Origin of the sequence: Pseudoalteromonas distincta, from assembly GCF_005877035.1 — a bacterium.
In the GTDB taxonomy this organism is placed as follows: Bacteria; Pseudomonadota; Gammaproteobacteria; order Enterobacterales; family Alteromonadaceae; genus Pseudoalteromonas; species Pseudoalteromonas distincta.
On record NZ_CP040558.1, the window covers coordinates 1,932,226 to 1,953,952 of the forward strand.

The 21,727-nt window shown below is 38.8% G+C and carries 16 protein-coding genes; 5 read left to right on the forward strand and 11 right to left on the reverse strand.

From position 1 onward, the window contains the following. Nucleotides 1-122 precede the first annotated feature (122 nt). The 5 genes from FFU37_RS08560 to FFU37_RS08580 all read right to left on the reverse strand — a co-directional run bounded on the left by FFU37_RS08560 (nucleotide 123) and on the right by FFU37_RS08580 (nucleotide 8,915). The gene (locus FFU37_RS08560; RefSeq protein WP_138489276.1) at nucleotides 123-539 is read right to left on the reverse strand and encodes a hypothetical protein; all 417 of its coding nucleotides are present in this window, start codon (nucleotides 537-539) and stop codon (nucleotides 123-125) included. A gap of 78 nt (nucleotides 540-617) precedes the next feature. Then, complete coding sequence (locus FFU37_RS08565; protein WP_138489277.1) at nucleotides 618-2,087, reverse strand: restriction endonuclease subunit S; 1,470 nt, start codon at nucleotides 2,085-2,087, stop codon at nucleotides 618-620. Next, on the reverse strand, nucleotides 2,084-3,706 hold the full coding sequence (locus FFU37_RS08570; protein WP_138489278.1) for an N-6 DNA methylase: 1,623 nt from the start codon (nucleotides 3,704-3,706) through the stop codon (nucleotides 2,084-2,086). Before FFU37_RS08570 ends, FFU37_RS08565 begins: the two co-directional genes overlap by 4 nt. Before the next feature lie 89 nt (nucleotides 3,707-3,795). Beyond that, nucleotides 3,796-7,332: a type I restriction-modification system endonuclease gene (gene hsdR, locus FFU37_RS08575; protein WP_138489279.1), complete on the reverse strand. Its 3,537-nt coding sequence runs from the start codon at nucleotides 7,330-7,332 to the stop codon at nucleotides 3,796-3,798. Between the two features lie 62 nt (nucleotides 7,333-7,394). Beyond that, on the reverse strand, nucleotides 7,395-8,915 hold the full coding sequence (locus FFU37_RS08580) for a sigma-54 interaction domain-containing protein (RefSeq protein ID WP_239022695.1): 1,521 nt from the start codon (nucleotides 8,913-8,915) through the stop codon (nucleotides 7,395-7,397). 346 nt (nucleotides 8,916-9,261) lie between these two features. Between FFU37_RS08580 and FFU37_RS08585 the strand changes: the two genes are divergently transcribed. Continuing rightward, nucleotides 9,262-9,909 (forward strand): hypothetical protein, encoded by a 648-nt coding sequence (locus FFU37_RS08585; RefSeq protein ID WP_138489280.1) that lies wholly within the window; start codon nucleotides 9,262-9,264, stop codon nucleotides 9,907-9,909. A gap of 1,167 nt (nucleotides 9,910-11,076) precedes the next feature. Here the strand turns inward: FFU37_RS08585 and FFU37_RS08595 are convergent. Next, entirely contained in the window at nucleotides 11,077-11,286 is a 210-nt protein-coding gene (locus FFU37_RS08595) for a hypothetical protein (protein ID WP_007583396.1), read from the reverse strand. An 809-nt stretch (nucleotides 11,287-12,095) separates the two neighbouring features. Here FFU37_RS08595 and FFU37_RS08600 point away from each other — a divergent pair. Next, on the forward strand, nucleotides 12,096-12,974 hold the full coding sequence (locus tag FFU37_RS08600; RefSeq protein ID WP_138489281.1) for a hypothetical protein: 879 nt from the start codon (nucleotides 12,096-12,098) through the stop codon (nucleotides 12,972-12,974). Between the two features lie 291 nt (nucleotides 12,975-13,265). Here FFU37_RS08600 and FFU37_RS08605 read toward each other — a convergent pair whose 3' ends face one another. The 3 genes from FFU37_RS08605 to FFU37_RS08615 all read right to left on the reverse strand — a co-directional run bounded on the left by FFU37_RS08605 (nucleotide 13,266) and on the right by FFU37_RS08615 (nucleotide 15,842). Further along, nucleotides 13,266-13,733: a hypothetical protein gene (locus FFU37_RS08605; protein WP_231620124.1), complete on the reverse strand. Its 468-nt coding sequence runs from the start codon at nucleotides 13,731-13,733 to the stop codon at nucleotides 13,266-13,268. A gap of 199 nt (nucleotides 13,734-13,932) precedes the next feature. Beyond that, nucleotides 13,933-14,325, reverse strand: a complete 393-nt coding sequence (locus tag FFU37_RS08610; protein WP_138489282.1) for a hypothetical protein — start codon at nucleotides 14,323-14,325, stop codon at nucleotides 13,933-13,935. Between the two features lie 365 nt (nucleotides 14,326-14,690). Then, on the reverse strand, nucleotides 14,691-15,842 hold the full coding sequence (locus FFU37_RS08615; RefSeq protein WP_138489283.1) for a hypothetical protein: 1,152 nt from the start codon (nucleotides 15,840-15,842) through the stop codon (nucleotides 14,691-14,693). A gap of 335 nt (nucleotides 15,843-16,177) precedes the next feature. Here FFU37_RS08615 and FFU37_RS08620 point away from each other — a divergent pair, with 335 nt between their 5' ends. Further along, nucleotides 16,178-16,390: a hypothetical protein gene (locus tag FFU37_RS08620; protein ID WP_138489284.1), complete on the forward strand. Its 213-nt coding sequence runs from the start codon at nucleotides 16,178-16,180 to the stop codon at nucleotides 16,388-16,390. 93 nt (nucleotides 16,391-16,483) lie between these two features. On the opposite strand, the gene FFU37_RS08625 is transcribed toward FFU37_RS08620, so the two are convergent. After that, nucleotides 16,484-17,785: a tyrosine-type recombinase/integrase gene (locus tag FFU37_RS08625; protein WP_138489285.1), complete on the reverse strand. Its 1,302-nt coding sequence runs from the start codon at nucleotides 17,783-17,785 to the stop codon at nucleotides 16,484-16,486. A gap of 156 nt (nucleotides 17,786-17,941) precedes the next feature. Between FFU37_RS08625 and sbcB the strand changes: the two genes are divergently transcribed. Next, nucleotides 17,942-19,381 carry an exodeoxyribonuclease I gene (gene sbcB, locus FFU37_RS08630; protein WP_138489286.1) on the forward strand — a complete coding sequence of 480 codons (1,440 nt, stop codon included), beginning with the start codon at nucleotides 17,942-17,944 and terminating at the stop codon, nucleotides 19,379-19,381. Between the two features lie 737 nt (nucleotides 19,382-20,118). On the opposite strand, the gene FFU37_RS08635 is transcribed toward sbcB, so the two are convergent. Beyond that, the gene (locus tag FFU37_RS08635) at nucleotides 20,119-21,000 is read right to left on the reverse strand and encodes an NAD(P)-dependent oxidoreductase (RefSeq protein ID WP_138489287.1); all 882 of its coding nucleotides are present in this window, start codon (nucleotides 20,998-21,000) and stop codon (nucleotides 20,119-20,121) included. A 121-nt stretch (nucleotides 21,001-21,121) separates the two neighbouring features. Here FFU37_RS08635 and FFU37_RS08640 point away from each other — a divergent pair, with 121 nt between their 5' ends. Further along, complete coding sequence (locus FFU37_RS08640; protein ID WP_138489288.1) at nucleotides 21,122-21,682, forward strand: glutathione peroxidase; 561 nt, start codon at nucleotides 21,122-21,124, stop codon at nucleotides 21,680-21,682. Nucleotides 21,683-21,727: the final 45 nt, after the last annotated feature.

Here is a 21,727-nt window from a genome sequence, read left to right on the forward strand (position 1 = left end):
CTATATTCATCACAGCTATTTTTTTGCAGCACTTTCTAGCTTTTCGCGTAGTAGATCGCTTTGTGCCCATCAATGGTTGTTTATTCGCAACCATGTCGACAACAATGCCGACCTACAAAGTTCTATAACATTTCACCTTTAGTCACAAAAGCTTCAAACACTTTATCGGCTCTATTATCTGATAAAATATTTTTAATTGTTTCAATAGCTTTTAATTTTGAACGTTTATTTTTTATCATATAGGCATATACCAGCATTGCATGTCTGATATGCGTCATAGGTATGTCTACAGCTGAAAGTACGTCCAGAACAGTTGTAACAGCATTTGAATAACTAAAATCAGCCTCTTTTATCAGTGTTGTAACGGCTAAGTTTTTTACCTTTTGTTCCTGAGTATCAAAGTTAGTAGCACTCTTAGACGTATTATCATTTAAATAGTCATAATGTGATGACTCTGAGTAGCGGCCATCAGGTGAGTAACTTCCATTATCAATGTGTCTGCGTTCAATCTCAGCTTGATGTGATAGCTTTCTCGACATGTGCTTCCTCTAATTGTTTCTAATTTTGATTAAAATACTTAACCATGTCGGCATAAATGCCGACCTACAAATAGCGTGTTACTTCTTACTGGCTTTTGCTGCTTTTTTGGCGGCTTTTTCTAGCTTTTCGGCTTCAAGTCGGGCTGCTTTTATACGCGCTAATAACTTATCGGCGGGTTCGTCGTTTGGGTCTTGAGGTACAAGTTCACCGCGAAAGGCTTTGGCTAATATCGATTGCGTTAAGTTATCAACACGCTGTTTGGCATTCGCGAGGTTTTTTTCTAAGGTATCGGCTAAAGCGAAGTATTGTTCGACAAGACGGACGATTTCGGTTTGTTCTTCGATTGGAGCGAATGGAATCGCTAATACTCTCATATCTCTTAAATGTAAGTTTTTTATGGCTGTTCCCACAACTCGACTCGAAATATCAATGCCATTTACCCACTTACGAAGTGCTAAATCGACAAAGTGCATGTTTACTTCACTTGACGCTGGTTTAATCAATGCAACACTTACAAAAAGGTCAAATATATCATCCGTTTCTACAATTGCAGTTCTTCCAATAGTGCCACTTTTTGTAATTAATAAGTCACCTTTTTCTGGATTACATCTAGGGTGTATTTCTTTATGGGTTTCCTGACTAATGTACTTGCAAAAATCAAAGGTAATTTTCCCATTTTTAATATCTTTAACAGACATAAATGGGACGCCTTCCTCTGTATAAACAGGTTTGTGATGTACACCATCAACTATTTTTGAAGCTAATGAATCAAGCGAAACCCATTTCCAATTATCTGGAATTGGATACTCCTCATCTTTTAAGTGAGGTTGAGGAAATTTAGTTCTGGCAGTAACTTTTACACTTCTATCATTCAATATTTCTTTTATCGAATCCTCCACATCCGTCACATTATTTTCAATACGCCATTGCTCGGTGAGTTTACCGGAGACGGCGGCGGCGAGGACGGATTGGCGGAAGCGTTTGATGATATCCGGTAAATTGTTGAGGCGTTGTTGTATAGTGTCGACCTGCGCCAATAAGCTATCAAGCTTTTCAACAATGCGCTTTTGTTCTGGGAGTGGTGCCAGTATGAAGGGGGCCTTTTTACCATCCTTTGTGCCTAGCCTTGGCATATTCACACCATAACTAACCTCGTCAACATAAGCTAAAAATTTAGAGCTTTTAAGCCAATTAAACATGTAACGTGAATCAATCAAGGAATCATCACATCTAATAGGAATTATTTCGGACGAGCAAACACCACTATCATCCGCAATCACAACTTTATTCAAATAAGGGCGTAATTTCCCGTATAGTACATCGCCTTTTTCAAATTTATTTTTTGAACTCTTAGATTGCCTTGCTTCAAAAGTTAATCTTTTGAGAACTTTAGAAGATTGCTTTTCAATATCTTCGAGCTCCAATACCCAAGTATCCTTGTTGATTGATGAAACATCTGCCTTTTGTGTACTTCCATAATCTATGACATCACCTAGGCTACAACCTAGCCAATTACTAGGAAGCTCTAAAAAATTACCTTGTATCATTTCTCGGCCCCCGTAATGACTTTTTTCTCTAACCCAAACTCTTCTGCTAATAACGCAACTTGCCCTTCTGCTTGATCACTTGCCCCTAGCTCTATCATCAATTGGTTCATCTCTCGTAGCGCTTCGGTGAGCTCTGTCATGGCTTGTGTCGCTAATACATCGGGCTCAGGCAAATTTGCTGCATCGGTTACTGTGTTATCTTTTAGCCATGTTATGTCTAAGCTGTCGTTTTTAGCTTTAATAAACTCACGTGAGAATTTGCGCCAGCGAGCGTTTTCTATTAGCTCTGGGCTGTCAGTGTTTTTAATATCTTCATCGTTTACAGGTGTGGTGCAACCTAAAATATTGTAAACGCCTTCTTCTCGCTCTGCTTGGCCGTTAGCATCACTGCCGTAAACCGCCTCAAAGTTTTCAAGGTATTTATGAGTAAATGGGCTGCGCTTACCAAAGGTTTGCATGTTGGTACGTAAATCGTAAACCCACGTGTTTGTTGTACAGTCTTTATCTTGATGTGGGTTATCAACCGTGCCTTTTTGGAAAAACAACACATTGGTTTTAACACCTGCGGCGTAAAATATGCCGGTAGGCAAGCGTAAAATTGTGTGCAGGTTACATTTGTGCATTAAGTCGGTACGTATTTCAGCACCTCTGCCACCTTCAAATAATACGTTATCGGGTATGACCACTGCAGCACGGCCACCTGGCTCAAGGCTATTGTATATGTGCTGCATAAAACACAGTTGCTTGTTTGATGTTGGGTATACAAAGGTACGGGTAATATTAGTGCTGCTTGCCGAGCCAAACGGTGGGTTTGTAAGTATTACGTTGGCTTTTGGCAGGTTTTCGCCATCGTTACCTAAGCTGTTACCAAGGCGTATTGCACCGCCAAGCTCGTCATTGCCTTCAATGTCGTGTAATAAACAGTTCATTAATGCAAGGCGGCGGGTTTCGGGTACTAGCTCAAGCCCAACAAAGGCACGTTTCATTTGGAACTCTTGGGTGTCGTCGTCTAGGTCGTCTAAATCGTTGGTTTGGCTTTTAATGTATTTGTCGGCCTCGATTAAAAAGCCTGCGGTGCCTGCTGCGGGATCTTGAATAATTTCGCGCGGCTGCGGCTTTAGTAAACGCACCATTGTTTCTATTAGTGGCCTTGGTGTAAAGTATTGGCCAGCGCCCGATTTAGTTTCGTTAGCATTTTTTTGTAATAAGCCTTCATACATGTCGCCAAAGTCATCACGGGTTTTAACGATGTTTTCGCCCTCGCCGCTTTGGTACCAATCTAGGCTATCCATTGTGGTTACGAGCTCTGTAAGCTGCCCTGCATTGGTAATAGTGGTATTTACGTTTTGGAATATAGCACGCACAATAGCGTGTTTGTCATTACCTAGTTGTACTAGCATGTTGCGGTAGAACTGTAGTTGGTCGAGCCCTATTTTGCCTTTTAGGTCGTTCCAACGCATACCTTGTGGTAGTAAGTCGGTTTCGGTGCCTGTTTGCTCGGTCATTTTTAAAAACAGCAATGTGGCCAGCTCGTTTACGTAGTTTTGATACGACACGCCGCCATCGCGCAGGGTGTCACACATTTTCCAAAGTTTGGCTACTAAATCATTGTTGTTCATAGTGTCTCTTCATTTGTAGGTTGGCATTAAGGCCAACGCTTTACAGTGTTTGGTATTGTAATATAAGGGTTAAGGTAAACCTGCATTAATTAAGCAGGTTGCTCCCACATATAGTTATTAAATTGTTCTAACACTTGGTTAAGCTCGTTATTAAAGATAGCATCGAGCTTGCGCTTACCACCTCGGCGGCGGTAATTACCGGTTTTAAAGGTGTCGTCGTCAATGGCTACTTGCTCTTTTAAGCTATTGGCTAAGCGCTCTAACCACTGTAGCTGTTCGTTACTCCACGGTTTTTGCTGCTTTATTTTAGCCAGTGCATTATTTACACGCTCATCAAACGGTAGTAGAGCATCGCCCAATGCTGCGCGGCGAATATGCCCTATTAACCTTGCGGCAATATCTTGGTTGGTGGTTTTTTTCCATGCAACCCTAAGTGTTGACTCGTCAAACGATTGCGCATCAAACCATTCTTGCAGCTCTATTAATGCTTTACGGGTTAAGTCTTTTGGTTTGGTGATTACGGTTTGCAGCGCAGCTTGGCTGTTTTCGCTTTGCTCTACGAGTTTGTCGAACGCGTCTAAAAAGTCTGCGGCGTTGTCGTAATCGCCATAGCCTTCTTTAAATTCTATTAGCTCGTCTTCTATGTCGGTAAAAATAGGCTCGTGGCGTAGCTCGTTTATTTGCTTTTTAAGGTGCTCTAGGTTTTCGACCAGCTTTGGAAGTTGTGTAAAAATTTCGGCGCTTTGCTCTGGCCCTTTGGTTTTGAGGGTTTGAGCAAGGCTTGCAAAGTCGCAACCGGCAGCACCGGCCAATACGGTATCTAAGCGTTTTATTGATTGATCAATTTGGGCTGACTTGTCTTGATTAAATACACCATGACCGACAATGCGCTGTACTTTAGCAACCAGTTGCTCGTGGCTGTGATGTGCAAACGAGCGGCCATCGGCCTCTAATGTTTTATAAGTTTGTGAGTCGGTTATTTCGTTTACTAAGGTGTTTAACTCAACTTTTGGACGCACAACGACTGGGCGCATTGTATCTACCGATTCGAGCGAGTCGTATAAATCAACGGCATCGTAAATAGTAAAGTTTACTTTGCCAACCTCTGGGCATAAACGTGTGGCGCGCCCTTTCATTTGCTCGTACAAAATACGGCTTTTTACTTTACGTAAAAATACCAGATTACAAATGCTCGGTACGTCTATCCCTGTAGTGAGTAGATCTACCGTTACCACAATATTAGGTAAACGCTCTTTGTTGTAGCGGGTGATCATACTTTGTATTTTTTTAGGATCTTTGTCGCTTTCGCCGGTTATTTTAATAATGGCGTCGTGCTCAAGGTTTGGATAGTGCTTTTTAAAAGCTTCACGCAGCTCAATCACCATGTTATCGGCATGGGTGTTGTTTACACAAAATATGAGTGTTTTTTGCTTACCTGTTGGGTCGAGCTTTGTAGCTAATGACTCGGCAACTATTTTATTAAAGTTTGATGCAATAATATCGCGGTTAAAGCTGGCTACTTCAAAGTCGCGTTCGTCTTCAAGGGTGTCTTGAATTAGCTCCCCTTGAGAGGTTAAGCGTGTTACCTCTGAGCCTTTATCGATATAAATACCATTTTGGTTAAGTTTGGTAATAATTTTTATAGGCGGTGCTTGGTCTATTAAGTAGCCGTCTATCACCGCTTTGCGGTAGCTGTAACGGTATACAGGTAAACCAAAAATGTCGGTTGTGTGTAATGCGGGTGTTGCAGTAAGCCCTATTTTTACTGCATCAAAATGGTCAAGTATTCTGCGGTACGTTGATACGTAGTCGAGCTGGTTTCTAAATTCCATTTCGCCATCGGTTTGTTCTTTATCAAGAATATAACCACGGTGTGCTTCGTCTACTATTATACAGTCGTAGCGCTCTATTGGCATAAACTCATCGCTTTGTAGCGTGCGCTTAACTAGCGATTGAATAGTTGATACATGTATTTTAGTTGCGTCTGACGGAAACTTATCGGTCAGGCCTTTTATATTAAAAATGGTGTTAAAAGGCACATCGTTTATGCGTGTGTCATCAAAGGAGTTTAATGCTTGCTCACCCAATGAGCGCCTATCGACCAAAAACAAAATACGATTAAATCGACGTGACTGAATTAACCTGTACATTAGCGCAATAGCGGTACGAGTTTTACCTGTACCGGTTGCCATAGCAAGTAATATATTTTGCTGACCTTTTTTAATGGCTTGCTCGGTGGCTGTTATGGCTTCTTTTTGAAAATAACGAAGCCCTAGTCCTGTTGGTTCGTTAGTTTCGAGCCATTGCTGCGCGGCATCTATGTTGCCATCGAGCTTAGCTTTTAGCTCGCCAGGTGTATGCCATGCAGGTAATGCTTTAGCTTGGTTACTCACTTTACGAACATCGCGATACCAAATACCGCTTTTACTTAATGACTGGCGACGGTACTCTCGCCCGTTTGTTGAAAATACAAACGGTATTTTATAGCTTCGTGCGTTTGGCTCTTTGGATTCTTTCCACGTAATATGGTAGCTGTATTGAGTTTGTAGTTGCTCTGCTACTTTTTGATGCTCTGCATCGTTTGCAGCTCGCGCTTGAATTTCGGCGTTTAAATGTTCAAGGTTAAAGTAAATACTGTAGCGCTGCGCCTCGGCTAATTTGCCGCATACGTCGGTATTTATTTTTTTAGCCTCAACAACCCCTACCGGTTGTAAACCCACAAACAATACATAGTCGGCAAAGCCTGTTTTACCTGTTTCGTCGGTATCGGTTGGCCACTCTGCTATGGCTAGGTTTTTACCTATTTGTGGGCGCGTACCGTTTGCATAATTTAAAACAGGCGTGTCGGCAGACCAGCCTGCATCACGCAGTTGCTGATCAATAAGAAAGCGCGTTTCTTTTTCTGATAGATCTAAGCGGCGCGCTGCTGCACGTTGCGTGATTTCTTGCTTGTAGGCTTTGCGCTCTGCTTGTGTTTTTTGTGCAAGCTCTGCTTCTTTGGCTTGTAGCTGTGCTTCAAGCGCGTTTACTCGGTCTTGTGTTTGCTGCTCGGTTTCTTGCTGCTTGCCTTCTAAAATAGCAATATAGCCACTTAGTGCGGTAAGTTGATTTTTGTTTTGGGCAAGTTCGCTATCGGTTTGCGCGTTACTATTTAATGCTTGTTGTAGTGCTTGCTTTAGCTCTGTTACTTGGTGCTGATATTCGTTTTCTTGTTGGCCGTCTGGTAGTACAAATATAGGCGCTGCAAAATCAACGTCTTTTTTAATTAGCCGGTAATACCAAATGCTTAAACGAAATGCTAAACGCAGTGCCATTTCGGCATCGTCTAAATCGTTGTGATAGTCGTGAACAGCTTGATTGCCTACTTTACGCAGCATATGGAAAATATTGATTATGGAGTCATCAACCCACGATATTTTTGCAAGCTCTCTGATAAGGTCAACTTGCGTAGGGGGGAGTTCTAAATCAAGAAGTTTAGCAATGTGCTTGGCTGAGGCTTCTCCAAACATACGCAGTTTTACTAATGTGGTATTAGGATCGTCAGGAAAATTCTTTTCCGCAGCAAACGCTATGCGATAAAGAATATCGTTCACACCTTTTAAGAATTCAAAGTTTGATTTTTTCACTGGCTACTTCTCCTTTTACTCAATAGGTATTGGCAACTTATATACCAACACTATTGTCCTTTTTATTTTTCGTGTTTGATCTTTAGGCGCTTCATCCAATTGCTAAGCGTTTGGTGATCTTTTAAATTAAGCATTTGGGCCGCGTGGCTTTTAACATTCCCACTTGCTTTTAAAGCAGCTAAAACATAAGCTTTTTTATATTTATCAACTAATTGTGTAATATCTATTTTGTCGTCGTATGACAGTGTAACATCTGTAAAGCTTTCATTTTTAGCGCGGTTAATCATGGCATTTGCTAAGTCATTTTCAGTTATTGTTTGTGAGTCAGACCATAAAAATGCACGGTTTAATGTACTCCAAAGCTCTCTAATGTTCCCTTGCCAAGGCTGAGATAAAATAAACTTCATTCCCTTTTCGGAAATATTTTTACTTGTGTAGTCGGGATGTTTGCTACCGACTTTGTTTATTTGCTCTACAAGTTGATTAACAATAACAGTGATGTCTTCAATCCGCTCTCGCAGTGCTGGCATTTGAATTATGCCCACTGCTAAGCGGTAAAATAAGTCTTCGCGGAACTTACCTTCTTCTACTAGCTTTGATAAATCTTTATGTGTGGCTGCAATAACTCGAACATCGACATTAGTGGTTTGGGTGTCACCTAAACGGTTGATCTCGCCTTGTTGTAATGCCCTTAAAAGCTTTACTTGAATTTCGGGGGTTAATTCACCAACCTCATCTAAAAATAAAGTACCGCCGTCGGCCTGTTCAAAAAGCCCTGGGTGGTCTTTTTCAGCTCCAGTGAAGGCCCCTTTTTTATGACCAAACAAGGTTGAGTCAACGAGGTTTTCTGCAAATGCTCCGCAGTTAATTACTTTTAATGGCTTATTTGCTCGTAAGCTTCCTTTATGAATGGCGGTGGCCATTAGCTCTTTACCGGTTCCGGTTTCGCCAAGGATAAGTGCGGGTACTTCTGAGGCTGCAATTTTTTTAGCTTTGTTGACTACATTTTGCATTTGCACTGATTTTGCTGTGAGTGCTGAGAAAGCTTGCTCAACTTTAGGCTCAGAGGTTGCCGTATTCGCTATGTTTTTAGATGCCGACTTTACATACTCTTGGCCAAAATCAATGGGGATATCAACGTGTAGCAACTCATTATTTGGAGATGCTTGAAGGAATTGAACGTTCGATTTACCTTTACCGATAAGCACAGATAAAGTGGTCATTGCTGGCGTGCCAGAGGTCAGATTTATTGATAAGGAATCTGCCTCTTCACTTAATTTATTGATCCAAAGCGCTGTTACTTGGTGAATAGACTCATAATCAATTGGGCTGGCTATATTGGCTTTATGTACCTGAATATCTTGATGAGGCCTTCCAATTGTAGCCATTCGCTTTTTTACAAAATTTTCAAACTTTTCCCAATACTTATGCTGATGATTAGAAAGTATTACAATTTTATCAAAAGGAGTTTGAGAGTTAGTAGCGAGAGTTGATATTGAAGCATTTTTTTCACCATCGAGCATATTATCAATGTCTTTGGTGCCCAGCCAAGAAAGAAGTATATTCACAGTCCGTTTGCTCATATTGTTACTTTGTAAAGTATATTACATTAAATAATATAATTTACCCATAAAAAATAGCTACTTAACATTCTTTTTTATACAAAGATTAATACAAATGGATTGGTAAATTGTTTAAAAGCTTAGCTGGCTTGTTTTATGCCAATACAGCCTTTTTATGCGTTTTAATAAAAGAGGTTGCGATCCTATTTAATTTATTTAATAACCTTTTCAGAGCTTTACTGATGAGCTCGTTTCGCCCACTTTAAGCGCAGTCCTGTCGGATAATCATACTCTCAAATAAAAATAGTTAAACATTTAATATGCGTAATGTTAGTGGGCGGACGTAAGCATATTTAAGGTTTACACTATGAATCAGTTAGAACAATACTTTCCTTCTGGCCTGTCTATTTCTCGCGCCAAAAAAGATGCAAAAAAACTAAAAAAAGCAAAGGCAATCCCTTTAAACCAAGCACTAGATGAAATTGCTCAAAGTGAAATGAATTTAACTTGGGAGCAAGCATTAAAGGCTTTGTCGTCCAACGATTATGGACAAAATGAGCCCCTGAACGAGGAAATGTTAACGTTGCCAGAAGCAGTATTAAGTGCAGAACAAACATCGTCTGAAACAATGTCCGAAGAAAGTTGTGGACAGGCAGATACATTTATTTATCCTGCAAACGAAGTTTTCATTCAGGGTAATGGAAATGGTACTAAGCTGTGGCCGTCACCATTGGCTGCAACCGAAAGCAATGCAGACCTCTTCTGCGATATGCTTAATAAGTTCAGCCTACGTATTTTTGAGTATGACCTAATAGATACAATCTATGAAGACGAAATTGGTGAAACTTCTTATGGAATGTGGTATGAATCAAACTCTCCAATCTATGAATCTAGTGACTGTGAGCGCGAAATTACCGCAGACCCAGACTACATACATGTTAAATCACAGCGTTCACTATATTTCGTAATAAATATGGTTCGCTCCACCCTGATAAGCTGGGAATTAGAAATGTAGCTAGCGTAAATTTGCTGGCTTTACTTTCTCTATATTTTAATAAAGTAAAGCCATATGAATCGTATTACTGATATCTGGGAGCGAGATGATGCTCCCTTTATAAAAAAACACTTAAAAAAACAAAAACACAGTGTAATTTTGCTTTTAATGTTAATAAAACGACTGGACTAAATTTAAACATTGCAATTAAAAATGCCTATCTACTTCGAAAAAACCATTAAAAACCTACAAATATTGCCGTTCGTGTTATTTTTAAATTAAAAACAACTAAAGGCTTGCATTATAAAACAGGAGCATTTAAAGTTCGAAACATAAGAGGTTAGCAATGTTATTCCTCTGCAGTCTCCGTGGTAAATGGAGAATAATAAAAATATACAATTAGTTCATAAAAAATTAGTTAGCCTGTTGTGCTACTAAGTTGGGTTCCCCGCTTTGGCGGGGGTGAGCGACAAAACAATGTAGTAAAGAAAGTTTAGCCAGACAGTCGTGCTGCTAAATTGGTTTCCCCGCTTTGGCGGGGGTGAGCGACAAAACACTGTAGTAAAGAAAGTTTAGCCAGACAGTCGTGCTGCTAAATTGGTTTCCCCGCTTTGGCGGGGGTGAGCGACAAAACACTGTAGTAAAGAAAATTTAGTTAGCAATTGTAACTACTAATTTTTACCCTTTGCGTAAGCAGAGGTATATGAAAACTAATTTGTATATTCCTTGTGGTTGGTAGGTATTTTTACATACCTATCGACTCATTGACCCCCCCCTCTCGCTAAGTTACCCTCTCCTATTCAGTCGTATTTAATAGTTTTAAAAACTCATTTTTATATAAACCTTTATCTTTTTTATATGGTGACAGTCTAATTAATGCTTTCAACAAAAAAGCGCCCTAATAAAATCAGGACGCTTTGCGTTTAGGACAAATGAACAAGGATTATACAAATTTAAATAACAAATATTTGAGCGCTACCTTCATACTACGCTTATTACTTTGACAATATTTCTCGTAGTTAATTATGCCAATAGCAATTTTAGTGCAAAACAAACTCAGGGCGATAAGCCAAGCAAAATTTTGAGTCGACTTGTACTGTAAAAACAATATAGATGAGCCACTAAAAGTAATAGTCGAATAAACAATTTCTATTCGATATCGACTAATAGCTTTCAAAATTTTGGGCATTAAAAGCCGTCATCGAACGGGTCAAAAGCATCAAAACAGTCATCATTGTTTGAATCGGCTATCGAATCTTCAATCTCATAAACAGTCATTACTCTATTAGGCTGGCCTATCACATTGCCGCCAACGTCTACGATATTAGCGCTCGCATTTGTGATAGGTAATCCTGTTGTTGGGTTAATAGCTATGTCAGTAACGTCATTCTTTTTCATTTTTTAGACCTTCTTAATTATTAATTACACTTCACAATTTAATGATTTCGTGATAAAAAACAAACTCGTTTGACTGCGCAGCTCAGCAACAAACAGTTTGTATAAGGCATTAACTCCTCTTCTATTTTTACTTAATTTTTTTTAAGCAAAAAACCTTTCCTATTTATCTAAAAAATTCATTAATAAGTTTAATTTGAAGACGTTTTTTGTCTGAAAGACGCTCTTAAAACGCATTTTTCGGCACGAAAAACTGCAAAAAAGCGCCTCAGAATGAGGCCAACAAGCGCGTAATGTGTTGTAGGCGAAGCCGTAAATACATGGAGAAAGCGCGAATGTACAGGCTGGTCTGTACTAACCGCGATAATGTTTCGCATCAGCGAAATTCGATATTAATTTGGCACAAATTGATATCGAACCATCTATTTTCGTCAGAAAATAAAAGCGAAGAAAAATGCGGATAATGGGGCACCCATCGCATTGTCTGAAGCGGCAGTATGGCGGTTAGTACGGAGCGTAGCTCGTACATTCGCGCTGGGTCTACAACGCTAGCGCGATAGCGCGTCGAGTCAGCTCGTTGCGGAGCAACACCAGAGCTGGCGGGCGTTTTAGTCCCTATGGTTAAACAACGAAGTTGAGAGACCATCCGCTGAAAGCGGCTTTTGTTGCGATAATTATCGCGACAATGTTTCCGTGCATGCTGTCAGAGCATCTCGGAATGAAAAACGGCAATGTAATTATAAAATGATGATAATTTTTGTGTTGCGGTGCTAGTTAATTTTACTAATTAACTCATCAAAAGGACTTTTGAATTGACTCAGAAACCATCAAAAGATTTAGAAACGAACAACCTACTCCTCACTCACTACCCTCGCTATTTTGATATTGATATGCGGTATTATCCAGGCGCAAACAATCATCAAAAAGGGGTTAACCGAACACGATTAACCGTTTTAATTGCTATTCGGTTTTCTATTGTTACACCAGGCATTGTACGTTGGCTATATGCCATCAATCATCGGTTAGCTTTAGAGCATCTAAACCGGCTAGAAAAAGATGGGTTTTTGCGGGTGGTAAAAACACACCGAAGCCCTGATGGTCGCGTCTATGTACCCACGTATACTGCTGCCAAATTTGCCGAGGAGTTAATGGGCATCGACGTGTATTTTAGGAGTAATAAGAACCCTGCTCTGCAGTTCAATAGTAACCATATAATGCATAATCTGATTAACGCATTTGTCATGTTGCGCGGTATACATAATTATCACAGTGATGAAACGTACGCCCCAATGTGGAAGGGATTTATTACCGAGCCAGAATTTCAACGAATTAACGGCCTATCCGCTGCACGAACAGTGGATGGCGCTGTGCTACTTCCTGATGGCTCAATAGCCGCTATTGAGGTGGAGCACTCTTTTAAAAATAAAACTGCACGGCAGGTCATTTTGCTAAAATATTTGGCCTCGTTAAAAAAACGCGATTACAGTAAGATTTTTTTATTCTCTCAGTCGGTCAAAATTTTTGATGACATTAAACGACTCCACGAACAGTTATTTGAGGAGATGCCACAGCGTTTTGATAAAAAAACGCGAGCACCACTTCTCAGTGAAAGCGATGCTGAATTACTTCACTCATCTATTATTTTCCGTACTAAATTATGTGAAGAAATTAATGAAATGTTTTATCAATAAACGATAGATAAGCAAAGGGGGAATGGATGTTAATCTATTCCCCCTTTGCTTTTGGCCTATTTAAAGCCTTGCCAACATTATTATTAAATACACGCTTTTGTGAAGTAATAACAAGGCGCTATATTTGCATCACGCCTTCCCCTAGAGGTGTAATCTCTATTAATGAGATTGAGCTGCTTAAACCAGATTCCAGCTTAAGCAGTGAGCCTGCAAATAATGACTCATGGCATATTTTAGGGGTAATGATTAGGCAGTTATTTTATTATTAAAATAACTTATATTTGTCCTTTATTATTTATTTAGAAGACTGTTTATTGAATCTTGGATATTACGATCAATACGATCTTGCTCAAACTCGTCAACAAATTCATTTTCAATATCATTTTTATAGTGGTCTTCAAATTCATCCTCAAACTTGCTATCAAAAACTGAATCAAAGCGGTCCTCTGGCGCATCACTAAAGGCTTGATCTGGCTCTTCATAAAACTCGTCATCATAATCAGGATATGCTGTTACGGGTTGGTGTACATCGTTTATTAAACAAATCATTAATTTATATATCAGAACTTTTACGCCACGATAATTAAGGTGCTTTTTATTAAAAACTTGAGGCTCTACAATAGCCCATAAACCCTTAAAGTTTGGGTTGTCGGCACTTAGCATGAGTTTGTTTATTTTATGATCGTTATCCCTTACAACCGTTTTGACATCTTCTAACAGGGTGATAATGTCTAGAGTAGAGGTATATCTGCAAGTCATAGAATTTCCTTATCGTAAATTAATTTTGATAATTATTATCCGTTAATAATTACTTACTCCCCTTATTATGAGGTTATTTATAAATAGGCACTCTCAGGGAGAAATAGTGACTTTTTTTGTGAGTTTAAATTATTTATTTAAAACACAATTGGATCAGAATCTTTAAAACTAAAAAGCGAGCCTAAAGGCTCGCCAGAGTTTATGAGCTTTCTATTAACCGTAACCAACTGTCTTCTGCAGCTGCAAAATATACGTTGGGTTTTAGCATAAATAGCTGCTCAAATTCTGCACTAAACAAGCTGCAAAAGTTTGTTATGTCTTCAATATGTATGAGTAAAAAAGCATACATCTCAATACCTTCCAAATACCTCTCCGAGAACTCAGGATTAGCAGCTAGTAACTGTTGAGAAATACTAATACCCAGCACACTCCCCACGCTATCGCGGTGTAAATAAATGTAGTTTGTAAAGCCCAGCTCTAGTGTTTGCTTATCAACAACATCAGCTAGTAGCAAAATTGTAGAGCTGTCATCCCACGGTGATCTACTAGCGCGTACATATTGGCGAATAAACGGCGATTTTTGGTCTTTCATGGCTTTTCCTCGTTAATTTGTCCTAAAACTAACTAGGCATAAGTCAGGAGAAAAATTGAAAGATAATAGATAAACGACTTAAATTTGCAAAACACATCAAAATCATTAAAGTTGAAGTACTACTTCAAATATTGAGAATTTAAGATGAGTGATCTTATATGGTTATTACCGGCCGCTGTGCTGACGATAATTTTAATTAGACTTTTTAAGCCATCGAGTAGCAAAAAATAGAAGTTTTGACGTCAAGCTGCAATATGCTTAAGTAAAATTAGTTATACCCCACAAACGAAGTGCTAGCTCTTCGTTTGTGGGAATTGATGTAAGTTAACTTATTAAAAAGCTTTTAACTTCAGAATCTAACGTTGCTAAATATTAAAGTCGCAAGTTGAAACAGAATCTTTAGATACCCAAGTAACGTCATTAATAGACGTAAATTCATAGTTCATGGCACCACGTATTTTTCTATCCATTACCGAAAATGGTAAATTACCAAATGCAAAACCATCTTCACTTATAATTTTAGCTTTCCATAATACTTTCACTTTATCTTCAACAATATCTTCAATGAAGCCAACTTTATTATCAATATAACTGCATATTTTGTCACCTCTATTACTAGCATTTAATACACTGATACGGTTTTCCCAAACTTTTTTGTTAACTTTATTTTGTGAGGATAAAACGTTTATTTGGTGATTATTAAACTTTTCTTGAGCTAATTTTTCTAAACGAATTTTTTCTTCCGTTTTTAACCTCAGCTTCTCTTGCTTCCTCAGACGAAGGTTTTTTTGCTCTTCTTTATGCTTCTCACTACTTATTTTTTCATTCATTTTTCTTTTGTATCTAGTAATAAGTGTTTGCTCATCAGAAGACTCTTCAATAATAGAAATTAACTTCTCTAAAGAAAAATTATTATCTGGCTCTAAATGTATTCGTAATAAGTCTAATTTTGAATATTCAGGTCCTAAATTTGTATAAACTTGTTTATTTAATTTTTGATATTTCTTGGCCGCGGAGCTAACTCTAATAATATCTTCTCTATATTTTTCCCAGAATGGTAGTGTAACTATTGAAGTTCTTGCTACTTTTTTTTGATTTGTTGTTTCGCTGTAACGATAAGCCTTAGTTGTATAATAGTTCTGCAAGCTAAAAGTTGCGGTAAAATTATGCCCACGATCGTTTTTTTCATGATTATCAAACCGATCTTCATAATAACTAGCATAAGTAATACCGACGTCACAATAGTAATAATAGATTTGAGGGTATGCGGGGTTACAGTTATTACCTCTTATATTCTCTGGCACTACTTTAATATTAGTTATTTCTATTTCTTCTGTTTTAAATGGTTCAAATTTACCTGAAACATTAAAAACAATTTGAGGGTTAGATGGTATTATTTTGCGTATAGGTTTAATAGCCAAGCGAAAGTATTCTTCTTGTTCTTCTATATGAATATCTTTCATTACACCACAACCAGTTAAGGTCACTAATATAAATAAAACTACAATGTTCTTCATTACTTATTCCACGTTTAAAAAAATCGGCTCATTTTACTTAATACACGTTAACATTCAAACTATTACTTTAAAAGCAATCACTTAAACGATTAAATTTAAAACAAAGCTTTAGTTTATTGAATCAACATGCCCTCTAAAAACCGCACACAAGACGTTCATCAAGGTTATTAAAAAATTAATTTAAATAATTTTATACAAACCGTAATAGTTTGTTTAAGCCGAAACTACCTAAGCTGATTCGAAATTAATTTAAGAAATTAGCAAAGAATCACAAAAGTTCGCCTGGGTAAAACCTACTTAGGGCGAGGAAAAATTACTTTATGTGAGGATAGAAAATGAACTTATCTGAATTATTCGGCCCTACTATGTCACTGAAGCAACTATGCCAAGTTTTAAATATGTCTAGAACTAGTTATTACAATTACACACAAAGCAATCAAGACAATTCACAGTTTAAGCATGGCTTCCCTAAGCCTTTACAGAATCACAGAAAGAGAATTTTTATTACCGCACAAGTTGAAGAGTATATTTTGGGTCAGGCGGGTTAGTTATTGCCGGCAATTAAAATTAGTAAAGTTAACTTTAATTTAATAAGAGCTACTAACATCTATTTTTGTAGCTCTTATTAATAACAGCATTATTTAGCTATTAATTTTTTCAATTTCTACCTTTAACTTTGACCAAAGTAGTTCATAAGCCTCTAATTGCTCATCTAAATAATCGGCTTTGTTGTAGTGCTTCATAGTCCCTTTGAGTTTATGGCCTAACATACGCTCTGTTATTACTAACCATTTTGAATCAATTTCACAGAGCGTAGTTTGTAACATGCGCCTAAAGTCATGCGGAACAATTTTAGATATTTGGTGCTTCATAAATAGTTTAGAAGACATCCTTGTGCAAAAACGGTTTAAAGCATGGGTAGTAATTTCTTTATTGCTGTTGTCACCATCACCTTTAAAAACATACCCCGTTTTTCCATAAATAAGAGCTATTTCTTCTAGCAGTTCTTTGACTTTGCTTGGGATTGGATGCCTTTCTGGCCTTTGAGAGCTCACATCGCCTTCAAGAGCTCCCCGCCGAGTTGCTTGCTTTTGCCCCTTAGGCACAGGGATAGTCCAAATCATATTTACTAAATCTAAGTCTTCCCATTTCATATTACGCACTGTGCTATTTCTAGCGCCAAGCAAAATTATAAGTTTCAGACAGATTTTTGTTTGTGGTAGAGCTTTAGATTTATCAATTTCTAACCACATCATGGCTGCTTCGTATAAACTGGGAGTTCGCTCCCCAACATTAGGGGCTTTACCTACATCTTTTACTTTAAATAGTAGTAGGTTTGAATTTGATACTAACTCCCATTTAACACCCCAGGTAATAACAGATTTTAATAGTTTAAAGACTACGCCTGCCATGTTGGCGCTTTTTTCAGACTTTACCCATTCAAAAAAATCCATCCAATTTTGACTAGTGATCTCATCAAACGGCATATTAAGGTTTTTCTTGACCCACTTCTCTTTTAGCGGCTTTTTTATAGGTTCATTTAAAATCCACTTTCTTACAGTTGTGGCATGAGTTGCTTGCGTGTTTTCTTTGTGTTCAATAGCAGAAACTTTTTCTAACCACATTAAGCACAAACCTTCGAGAGTCATAATTTTTTTGCTTTTAGCCTGACGACTCTTGCCCATTACAGATTTAGGGTTTTTGCCTTCTTGAATACACTGCCTTAAGTCAGGAACCAAAGCTCTAGCTTGTGACAACGAAATTGCAGGGTAATTTCCAAGCGAAAGTCTGTCGGCCTTTCCGTTGTATCTGAACCTGTATTGCCAAGCAATTTTACCCTTCTGGGAGACTCGTATACTAAGCGAGTCTCGATCTGCAAGCTCAAAAGGCTTATCATGTGACTTATTAAGAAACTTTTTTAATTTACTGTCTGTTAAACTCATTTTTTTGTACACACCAAATCTTTTATCTGCACACGATAGTGTACACAAATTCAATTAATAGAAAAGCTATAAAATAAAGCTTTGATGAATTATATTTTCAAAAATTTAAAAATTATTCAGTAAATTCAAAAGATTGAAACACAAGGCTTTACAACTATGAACTTGAATGAACAAGCAACTATTTACTGGCACGACTACGAGACGTGGGGGGCAAGCCCTCAAAAGGATAAGCCAAGCCAATTTGCGGGTATTCGTACCGATCTTGATTTAAATATTATTGGCGAGCCGCTTATTGAATATTGTAAGCCGCAAGCGGATTACTTGCCCCACCCTGAGGCGTGTTTAATTACGGGTATTACGCCACAAGTAGCGATGAAAAAAGGCTTAGTTGAAGCTGAGTTTATAGCAAAAATTCATGCCGAATTTAGCGTGCCAAACACCTGTGTTGCCGGTTATAACAGTATTCGATTTGATGACGAAGTAAGCCGTTATAGCTTTTACCGTAACTTTTACGACCCATACGAGCGTGAATACAAAAATAATAATAGTCGCTGGGATATTATTGATTTAGTACGTGCTTGTTACGCGCTGCGCCCTGAAGGCATTGAATGGCCGTTAAAAGAAGACGGCAGCCCAAGCTTTAAGTTAGAGCATTTAACGGTAGCCAATGGTATTGAACACGCCGCAGCGCACGATGCACTAAGCGATGTAACCGCCACTATTGCACTGGCTAAACTAATAAAAGAAAAACAGCCAAAGCTATATAACTTCTTTTTTGGGCTGCGTAATAAAAAAGCCCTTGCTGAATTGGTTGATGTATTTAACATGACGCCGCTGGTGCATACCACGTCGCGCATACCTGCAACACAAGGCTGTACAAGCTGGGTTGCACCAATGAGCTTTCATCCGGTAAATAAAAACGCGGTTATTTGTTTTGATTTAACTCAAAACCCGCAAGTACTCATTGATTTAAACGTAGAAGAGTTACGCAAGCGTTTATACACCAAACGTGTTGATTTAGCCGAGGGTGAATTACCTGTTGGCTTAAAATTAGTGCATTTAAACAAGTGCCCTATTTTAGCCCCAGCTAAAACATTATTGCCTGAAAACGCCGCCCGCCTTGGGATTAATCGCGAGCAGTGCTTAGCTAACTTAGCTATTTTAAAAGCCAATACCGACCTTCGCGATAAAGTGACCGAAGTGTTTAACGAGCAAGGCGATTACAGCGCAACCACTAACGTTGACTACTTACTTTACGATGGGTTTACAAGCCATGCTGATAAAGCTAAATTTGCGATTATTCGTGATGCAAAACCAGATGAGTTAGCTGGGTTGAAGTTAGACTTTGAAGATAAAAAGTTTAATACGTTGTTGTTTAGATACCGCGCCCGTAACTGGCCTGAAACGCTAAACCAGCAAGAGCTTGATCAATGGCGCCAGTATTGCCAAAACAAGTTAATGCACGGAGAAGATCAACCGTCGATTAATGCGCAAGATTTTATGATCACCCTTGAAAACCTAGCGCATGAACATGACGACAGCGAAAAAAATCTTACAATTTTAAAGGCACTATATAACTACGCACAAAGCATGTAATTTTGTTTGTATAACGCATTAAAAACGCGACGCTTTAGCAATAAAGCGTCGCGTTTTTTGTTTATAAATATCTGTACCACTTCAAACAAAGCAAAATCTATTTCACAAAGAGAAGCGAATGAGGAGTAAATAAGAAGACATAAAAACAATAATTTTTTAGATCTATTACTTCCTCTAAAAGCGCAGCGTCTCATAACCTCTTTGTGAATAAATTACTTTACGGGCTTTGCCCGTCACGCAAGCAAGCTTCGCGTCTACAAGTAAAACTGATATCTACAGCTTGCTCACGTGAAAAGCACCGCTTTTAATTACTTAAATAAAACTCTATTCACAAAAAAAGAGCAAGAGGAGTAAATGAGAAGACATAAAACAACAATCTTTTTTATCTATCACTGCCTCTAAAAGCGCAGCGCCTCATAACCTCTTTGTGAATAAGTCACTTTTACGGGCTTTGCCCGTCACGCAAGCAAGCTTCGCGTCTACAAAAACAATCATAAATCTATACTTTGACGGTAGACGTTGAGCTTGCTCACGTGAAAAGCACAGCTTTTAATTACTTAAATAAAACTCTATTCACAAAAGAAGCGAATGAGGAGTAAATGAGAAAACATAAAGACCAACAACAATCTTTTTTATCTATCGCTGCCTCTAAAAGCGCAGCGCCTCATAACCTCTTTGTGAATAAGTCACTTTTACGGGCTTTGCCCGTCACGCAAGCAAGCTTCGCGTCTACAGCGTTACTTTTTATGTAGCGCTTCAATGCGTGCTAGTAAGCTTGAGGTGTCGTATCTGCCGCCGCCAAGTGCTTGTACGTCGGCGTAGTATTGATCGACCGTTGCGGTCATTGGTAAAGTAGCGCCGTTATTTTTAGCTTCATCGAGTGCAATGCCTAAATCTTTACGCATCCAATCTACGGCAAAGCCAAATTCGTACTCACCCGCCCACATTGTTTTGTAGCGGTTTTCCATTTGCCACGAACCGGCTGCACCTTTAGAAATGGTTTCTATAACTTTTTCACCATCAAGCCCAGCTTGCTTGGCAAAATGTAAGCCTTCGGCTAAACCTTGCACTACACCAGCAATACAAATTTGATTAACCATTTTACAAAGTTGTCCCGAGCCAACGCCGCCTAACAGTTGGCTAAAACGGCTAAACGCCGCCATAACTGGCTGCACTTTAGCAAATACGGCTTCGCTGCCACCCGCCATAACCGTTAATACGCCGTTTTCGGCGCCAGCTTGTCCGCCCGATACAGGCGCATCTATAAAGTCGATATTTTGCAGAGCCGCTTTTGCAGCCACTTCACGTGCTACTTCGGCAGAGGTTGTGGTGTGATCAACCAAAATAGTGTGCGGTAACATGCCCGCTAACACGCCGTCGTCGCCATACACTACTGAGCGTAAATCGTCATCGTTACCAACACACATAAATACAATGTCGGCATTACTGGCAGCTTCGCGCGGGGTTGATGCAAAGCTTCCTGAATGTTCTGCAGTCCACGTTTGAGCTTTAGCTTGAGTGCGGTTATAAACGCATACGCTGTGCCCTGCTTTTGTTAAATGCCCCGCCATTGGGTAACCCATTACGCCTAAACCTATAAATGCGACTTTCATTGACATAAAAATGACCTATTTAACTGATAACTTAGAAACTAGACCTCGATTATGTCAACCGGTCGATAAAAAAGCGAATGAAAGTCTTTATAAAATTTCCTTAACGGGAAAGGTAAGTAGGTAACCTATGGACAGTATTTATCAATTTAATGCACCACTTTATAACAGCGAAAATTTTCCTCTTAGCCAGTTACAGGGCAAAACCGTCCTTATTGTTAATACAGCGAGTAAGTGTAATTTTTCGGTGCAATTAAACGCACTCGAAAAGCTCTACCAGCAATACAAAAGCAATGGTTTTACTGTGCTTGCGTTTCCTTGTAACCAGTTTGGCCAAAATGAGCCGCTTGATAATTTAGCCATAAAAGACTTTTACCAAGATCAATTTAATATCTCGTTTGAGGTATTTGGTAAGGTAATGGTAAACGGACCAGAAACACATCCGTTGTTTAATTATTTAAAGTCGCATACGCGGGGTATTTCGCAAAACCGTGCAATTAAATGGAATTTCACTAAGTTTTTAATTAATTCACAAGGGCAACTTGTTGCACGCTATGCACCACGTACTAAGCCCGAAACACTTATACAAGTAATAGAAAATAACTTACTGCAAGCCGCAAAGTTAAGCGCTGCAAGAGGTGGTAAAAAGGTAGCATCAAAAATACCTTTGTTTACGTCGGCTAAGGCATAAATTAGGGCTTAATTTAAATCAATAAAATGCGCGTTACTAAAGCAC